The organism is bacterium, assembly GCA_016873475.1.
GTDB lineage: Bacteria > Krumholzibacteriota > Krumholzibacteriia > JACNKJ01 > JACNKJ01 > VGXI01.
In genome coordinates this window covers 1-6,023 of the sequence record VGXI01000189.1, presented here as the reverse complement: position 1 = coordinate 6,023, position 6,023 = coordinate 1, and the positions used below count along the sequence as shown (strand labels likewise).

Genomic DNA, 6,023 nt, shown 5'->3' with positions numbered 1-6,023 from the left:
CCCCCCCAGGTGGAGATCACGGCGCGCATCGTCGACCTCGATTACCGCGCGAGCCGCGACCTGGGCATCAAGTGGGAAGCGCTCAACATCAGCAACGACGATCTGGGCCTCGCGGGCACGGGCACCGTCGACGGGTCCTTCGCCAGCCCCGTCGGCGAGGTCAAGCTGGGCACCGTGCGCAGCTGGGGCGAGCTGAACGTCGCCATCCAGGCGCTGGAGCTGGCCAACAAGGCGAACATCATCAGCACGCCGCGCGTGACGACGATGGACAACCGCGAGGCGAACATCCTCGTCGGCAAGAAGATCCCCCTCATCGTCGCCGACGAGGCGGGCAACGCGATCACGCAGCTGACGACGATCGGCATCAAGATGGTCGTCACGCCGCACATCAATCCCGACGGCAAGATCATGATGCAGGTGCTCACCGAGGTGAGCGACCTCTCGAGCGAAGCCACCGTGCAGGGCGGCGTCATCATCACGACGAGCGAGAGCAAGACGAACGTGATGGTCGACGACGGCTCGACGGCGGTGATCGCCGGCCTGATCAAGTCGAGCGACAGCAGCCTGGACCGCAGCGTGCCCTTTCTGGGCCGCCTGCCGATCGTCGGCCGCGTCTTCGGGTACAGCAACCGCAACGACAGCAAGCGCGAGCTGATCATTTTCATCACGCCGCGCATCGTCGAGCCCGGCGCGGCGAGCTCGGAGGCCGAGCTCCGCGAGCAGGGCTACACGCTTCCGCTGGGCGGCTGAGGCCGCCGACCTCGGGCGACCCGGCCCCCGCGCCGCGGGGGCCGGGTTTTTGTTTACCCCCGCCACGCCAGACGCTAGGCTCCCCCTGAGGATCCCGCCCGCCGCCCGAGGAACGCCATGCGCCGTCTCCAGCTCCACACCGCCGGGGAGTCCCACGGTCCCGGCCTGACCGCCCTGCTCGAGGGCCTGCCGATGGGCCTGCGCGTGGATCCCGCGCGCATCGACGCCGAGCTCGCGCGCCGCCAGGAGGGCTACGGGCGCGGCGGCCGCATGAAGATCGAGCGGGACCGCGTGCGCATCACCGGCGGTCTGCGCCGCGGCCTGACGCTCGGCGGCCCGCTCGCGCTCTGGATCGAGAACCTCGACTACCCGAACTGGGAAGCGAGCATGCACCCCGAGCCGCGGCGGGGCGAGAAGGCGCCGAAGCCCGTCACCCAGCCGCGGCCCGGCCACGCCGACCTGGCCGGCGTGCTGAAGACGGGCACGGACGACATCCGCAACGTCATCGAGCGGGCCAGCGCTCGCGAGACCGCGGCGCGCGTGGCGGCGGGCGCCGTCTGCCGCCTGCTGCTCGAAGCGCTGGACGTGCGCCTGTTCAGCCACGTGCTCGCGATCGGCGGCGTCCAGAGCCAGGCCGACTACGGCGACCTGGCGGCGCTCGCCACCGCGGCGGCCGCGAACGACCTGCACGTCGCCGATCCCGAGGCCTATGCCCGCATGCTGCGCACGATCAAGGCCGTCTGGCAGGACGGGGACACCCTGGGCGGCGTCGCCGAGGTCGTCGTCACGGGGCTGGCGCCGGGCCTCGGCCACTACGTGCACTGGGAGCGCCGCCTCGACGCGCGCCTGGGGGCGGCGATCCTCTCGATCCCGGCCGTGAAGGGGATGGAGATCGGCCCCGCCTTCGAGAACGCCCGCATGCGCGGCAGCCGCGCGATGGATCCGATCCTGCCCGCCAAGGGGGGCCCCCTGCGCTACCGCCGGCCGACCAACCGCATGGGCGGCCTCGAGGGCGGCATGACGACGGGCGAGCCGCTCCTCGTGCGCGGCGCCATGAAGCCGATCTCGACCCTGATGCAGCCGCTCGCCAGCGTGGACATCGCGAGCGGTCAGCCGGTGAAGGCCCTGCGCGAGCGCTCGGACTGCACGGCGGTGGCGGCGATGGGCGTCGTGATGGAGGCGATGGTGGCCCTCGTCCTCGCCGATGCGGTGCTGGAGGAGTTCCGTTCGGCGACGCTGGCCGATCTCAAGGCCGCCTGGCGTCTCTACCGCCGCCAGCAGGCGCGGCGCTAGCGCCGTGCGCATCCACCTGCTCGGCTTCATGGCCGCGGGCAAGACCCGCCTCGGCCCCGTGCTCGCCAGCCAGGGCGGGCTCGACTTCCTCGACCTCGACGCCGAGATCGAGCGCCGCACCGGCTGCAGCCTGCCGGCGCTCTTCGCCGCGGGCGGCGAGGCCGGCTTCCGCCGCGAAGAGCAGGCGGCCCTCGCCGCCCTCGCCGGCCGCGCGGGGCTCGTTCTCGCCACCGGCGGCGGCGTCGTCGAGACGCCGGCCAACCACCCGCTCCTCAGGGCGGGCTTCTGCGTCTACCTCGCCTGGGACTGGCCCCTGCTCGCCGCCCGCCTCGCCGCCCGGCCGGGCGCGCGGCCTCTGGCGGCGGCGGGGGAGGCGGCGCTGCAGGTGCGCTGGGCGCGGCGCGAACCCCTCTATCGTGCCCTCGCAGACCTGGTGCTGCCGCTGGCCGCTGCCGAGGACGCCGAGCCCCGGGCGCGCTTGCGCGAGGGCCTCGCGCGCCGTATCCTCGCCGCCGCCCGCGCTGCGGAGGGGCCATGCGCGTGATCGCCGGGCGTTTCAAGGGCCGCCGTCTGCAGGCGGCGCCCGCGGGGGTGCGGCCCTCCAGCGACCGCCTGCGCGAGCAGCTCTTCGGCGTGCTCGAGCACGCGGGCTGCCTCGCCGGCGCGCGCGTGGTCGACCTCTTCTGCGGCACGGGGAGCCTGGGCATCGAGGCGCTGAGCCGCGGCGCTGCGGGCGCGCTCTTCGTCGACGCGGCCGCGGCCAGCCTGGCGGTCCTCGAGCGCAACCTGGGGCCGCTCCTCGCGGCGGCCCCGGAGCTGGCCGTCGCCTGGCGCCGGCAGGAGGCGCTGCGCTTCATCGAGCGCGAGTGGCCGCGACCGGCGCCCGACGGCGTCTTCCTGGACCCGCCCTACGGCGATCCGGCGGGCCCGGCGGCCCTGGCCGCCATCGGCCGGCTCGGGGCGGAGCGGCCGGTCTGGCTGGCCTACGAGAGCGCGGACCGGGAACTGGTCGCGCCGCCCGGCCTCGTCTGCGAGCGCGCGCTGCGCTGCGGCGACTCGCGCGTCACCCTGCTGCGGCCAGCGCCGCAGCGCGATCTGGAAGAGGAGCTGCCATGAAGCGCTGGCTCTATCCCGGCACCTTCGATCCGCCGACGAACGGGCACCTGGACCTCATCCAGCGGGCCCTGCCGCTCTGCGATGAACTGCTCGTCGCCGTGGCGGAAAACCGGGAAAAGCGTACCTTGCTCACGCTGCCCGAGCGGCTGCAGCTCATGCGCGGGATGACGGCGACGCTGCCGCACCTGCGCGTGATCGGCTTCGACACCCTGCTCACCGAGCAGGTGCGGCTCCACGACGTGGCCGCCGTCCTGCGCGGCGTGCGCGCCTTCAGCGATTTCGAGGCCGAGCTGGTGATGGCGCTGACCAATCGCAAGTTGCTCGCGCGCTGCGAGACGATCTTCATGATGCCCAGCGAGCCGTTCCTGTCGCTGAGCAGCTCGCTGGTGAAGGAGATCATTCACTACGGCGGAGACATCTCCGGGTTCGTGCCGGCCCCCGTGCTGGCCGAGTTGCGCGCCTGGGGCAAGCTGCCCTAGGGCGCGGGTGGTAGGAGGCGACGCATGGAGCGCTTCTCGGTGAAGCTGAACAGCATCGGGCGCGCCGTCGAGGCATCGAAGACCCTGGCCGTCGCCGCGCTCGCGACCCGTTTGAAGAGCGAGGGGCGGGACGTGATCTCGCTCACGGCGGGGGAGCCGGACTTCGCGACGCCGGCGCCCGTGGCCGAGGCCGGTATCGCCGCCATCCGCGCCGGCGCGACGCGCTACACGGCTGCGGCGGGCGAGCCCGCCCTGCGCGCGAAGATCGCCGCCACCTACAGCGAGCGTTGGGGCCTGCCGCTGGCGGGCGCGAACGTCTGCGTCTCGAGCGGGGCGAAGCCGCTGCTCTACTACCTCCTGTGCATCCTGCTCGATCCGGGCGACGAGGTGCTCTTCCCCGTGCCCTTCTGGGTGAGCTACGAGGCGATGGTCAAGATGCGCGGCGGCGTTCCGGTGCCCGTGGCGACCGACTTCGCGCGCGGCCACAAGCTGGACGCGGCGCGCCTGGCCGCGGCGATCACGCCACGCTCGAAGGTCCTGCTGCTGAACAACCCGACCAATCCCACGGGGGCGGTCTACGGCGCCGAGGAGCTGCGGGCGATCGCGGCGGTGGCGCGCGAGAAGGACCTCGTCATCATCGCCGACGAGATCTACGAGGACCTCGTCTACGGCGGCTTGAGGCACCAGTCCATCTACAACCTCGAGCCCTGGCTGCCCGAGCGCACCGTGGTGGTCAGCGGCTTCTCGAAGAGCTATGCCATGACCGGCTGGCGCCTCGGCTATGCGATCGCCGAGAAGGGCCTGATCGAAGCGCTGGCCAGCTACCAGAGCCAGGCCCTCTCGAGCCCGAGCCAGATCAGCCAGCGCGCCGCCCTCGTCGCGCTGGGCGAGGGCCGCGCGAGCGTGCCGCCGATGTGCGCGGCCTTCGCGAAGCGGCTGCGCTACTGCCTCGAGCGCATGCGGCCGCTCGGCCTGCCCTTCGTCGAGCCGCAGGGCGCCTTCTACCTCTTCTTCGACACGGCCCGCGTCTGCCGAGCGCGCGGCTGGGCGGACGGCGGCGAGTTCTGCGCCAGGCTCCTGGAGCAGGAGGGTGTCGCCCTCGTGCCGGGCGATGCCTTCGGCATGCCGGACTGGGCGCGGCTCTCCTTCGCCGCTGCCGACGTCGAGCTGGCGGCGGCCTTCGACCGCCTGGAGCGCTTCCTCGGCCGGGGCGCCTGAGATGCTCGTCGACCGCGTGCTGATCCGCGTGCGAAGCGGCCGCGGCGGCGACGGCTGCACGGCCTTCCGCCGCGAGAAGTTCGTGCCGCGCGGCGGGCCCGCGGGCGGCGACGGCGGCAAGGGCGGCGACGTCTGGGTCGTCGTCGATCCGGCGCTGCACACACTGCTCGACCTGCGCTACCGTCAGCACTGGAACGCCGAGGACGGCCGCCCCGGCGAGGGCTCCACGAAGACGGGCAAGAGCGGCGCCGACGTCGTGGTCCCGGTGCCGCCCGGCACGCTCGTCCGCGACCGCGAAGAGGACCTGCTCCTGGGCGACCTGACCGCGCCCGGCCAGCGCCTGCTCGTCGCCAGGGGTGGCAAGGGCGGCCACGGCAATGCGCGCTTCAAGAGCGCCACCCACCAGGCGCCGACCAAGCACACGCCCGGCAAGGAGGGCGAGCAGCGCCTGCTGGAACTGGAGCTCAAGCTGATCGCGGACGTCGGCCTCGTCGGGCTGCCCAACGCCGGCAAGTCCACCCTGCTCGCCGCGCTCTCGGACGCCCGGCCCAAGATTGGCGACTACCCCTTCACGACCCTCGAACCCAACCTCGGCCTCGTGCGCACGGCGCCCCTGCGCTCGCTCGTGATGGCCGACGTGCCTGGGCTCATCGAGGGCGCGAGCGAGGGCCGCGGCCTCGGCAAGGAGTTCCTGCGGCACGTCGAGCGCTGCCGGGCGCTCGTGATCCTCGTCGAGGCGACGAGCGAGGCGCCGCTGGCGGTCTACCGCGCCCTGCTCACCGAACTGGTGCAGCACGAGCCGGCGCTGCTCGCGAAGGAGCGCCTGCTCGTCCTGAGCAAGTGCGACCTGCTCGGCCCCGGCGCCCAGCCCGCGCGGCCGGCCGGGCTCGAGGCCGAGGTCGATTGCCTGGCGATCAGCGCCGTCAGCGGCCAGGGCCTGGACGCCCTGCGCGCGGCGCTGGACCGCTTCGTCGCGCCACCGACCAGCGGGCTCTCGCCCATTCCAAGCCCATGAGCGCCCCTGCCCCGCCGGCGCGCATCGCCCTCGCTGGCGCGAGCGGTCTCACCGGCGCCGCGCTCGGCGCGGCCCTCGCTGCCGCGGGGGTGCCGGTTCGGCGCTTCGTGCGCCGGTCGGCGGCGGGCCCGGCGGAGATCGCCTGGGACCCG

Annotated in this window: 8 protein-coding genes; all 8 read left to right on the top strand. The window is 73.6% G+C overall.

Annotation, left to right across the window (positions count from 1 at the left end):
• Positions 1–750, top strand: a 750-nt coding sequence (locus FJ251_12680) for a type II and III secretion system protein (protein MBM4118564.1), incomplete at its 5' end; no start/stop codon positions are given.
• Between the two features lie 117 nt (positions 751–867).
• Positions 868–2,043 carry a chorismate synthase gene (gene aroC / locus FJ251_12675; GenBank protein ID MBM4118563.1) on the top strand — a complete coding sequence of 392 codons (1,176 nt, stop codon included), beginning with the start codon at positions 868–870 and terminating at the stop codon, positions 2,041–2,043.
• The gene (locus tag FJ251_12670; protein ID MBM4118562.1) at positions 1,955–2,587 is read left to right on the top strand and encodes a shikimate kinase; all 633 of its coding nucleotides are present in this window, start codon (positions 1,955–1,957) and stop codon (positions 2,585–2,587) included. The genes aroC and FJ251_12670 overlap by 89 nt, the downstream gene beginning before the upstream one ends.
• Positions 2,578–3,159, top strand: a complete 582-nt coding sequence (locus FJ251_12665; protein ID MBM4118561.1) for a 16S rRNA (guanine(966)-N(2))-methyltransferase RsmD — start codon at positions 2,578–2,580, stop codon at positions 3,157–3,159. The genes FJ251_12670 and FJ251_12665 overlap by 10 nt, the downstream gene beginning before the upstream one ends.
• On the top strand, positions 3,156–3,638 hold the full coding sequence (gene coaD, locus FJ251_12660; protein MBM4118560.1) for a pantetheine-phosphate adenylyltransferase: 483 nt from the start codon (positions 3,156–3,158) through the stop codon (positions 3,636–3,638). The genes FJ251_12665 and coaD overlap by 4 nt, the downstream gene beginning before the upstream one ends.
• Positions 3,639–3,662: 24 nt before the next feature.
• Entirely contained in the window at positions 3,663–4,856 is a 1,194-nt protein-coding gene (locus tag FJ251_12655; GenBank protein ID MBM4118559.1) for a pyridoxal phosphate-dependent aminotransferase, read from the top strand.
• A 1-nt stretch (position 4,857) separates the two neighbouring features.
• Complete coding sequence (gene obgE / locus FJ251_12650) at positions 4,858–5,871, top strand: GTPase ObgE (protein MBM4118558.1); 1,014 nt, start codon at positions 4,858–4,860, stop codon at positions 5,869–5,871.
• Positions 5,868–6,023 (top strand): epimerase (locus tag FJ251_12645; protein MBM4118557.1); only part of this gene is annotated, 156 nt, incomplete at its 3' end. The genes obgE and FJ251_12645, both read left to right, overlap by 4 nt.

Coding starts and splice junctions, on each gene's coding strand:
- aroC (MBM4118563.1), top strand. CDS start 868: ATGCGCCGTCTCCAGCTCCACACCGCCGGGGAGTCCCACGGTCCCGGC.
- FJ251_12670 (MBM4118562.1), top strand. CDS start 1,955: ATGCGGTGCTGGAGGAGTTCCGTTCGGCGACGCTGGCCGATCTCAAGG.
- FJ251_12665 (MBM4118561.1), top strand. CDS start 2,578: ATGCGCGTGATCGCCGGGCGTTTCAAGGGCCGCCGTCTGCAGGCGGCG.
- coaD (MBM4118560.1), top strand. CDS start 3,156: ATGAAGCGCTGGCTCTATCCCGGCACCTTCGATCCGCCGACGAACGGG.
- FJ251_12655 (MBM4118559.1), top strand. CDS start 3,663: ATGGAGCGCTTCTCGGTGAAGCTGAACAGCATCGGGCGCGCCGTCGAG.
- obgE (MBM4118558.1), top strand. CDS start 4,858: ATGCTCGTCGACCGCGTGCTGATCCGCGTGCGAAGCGGCCGCGGCGGC.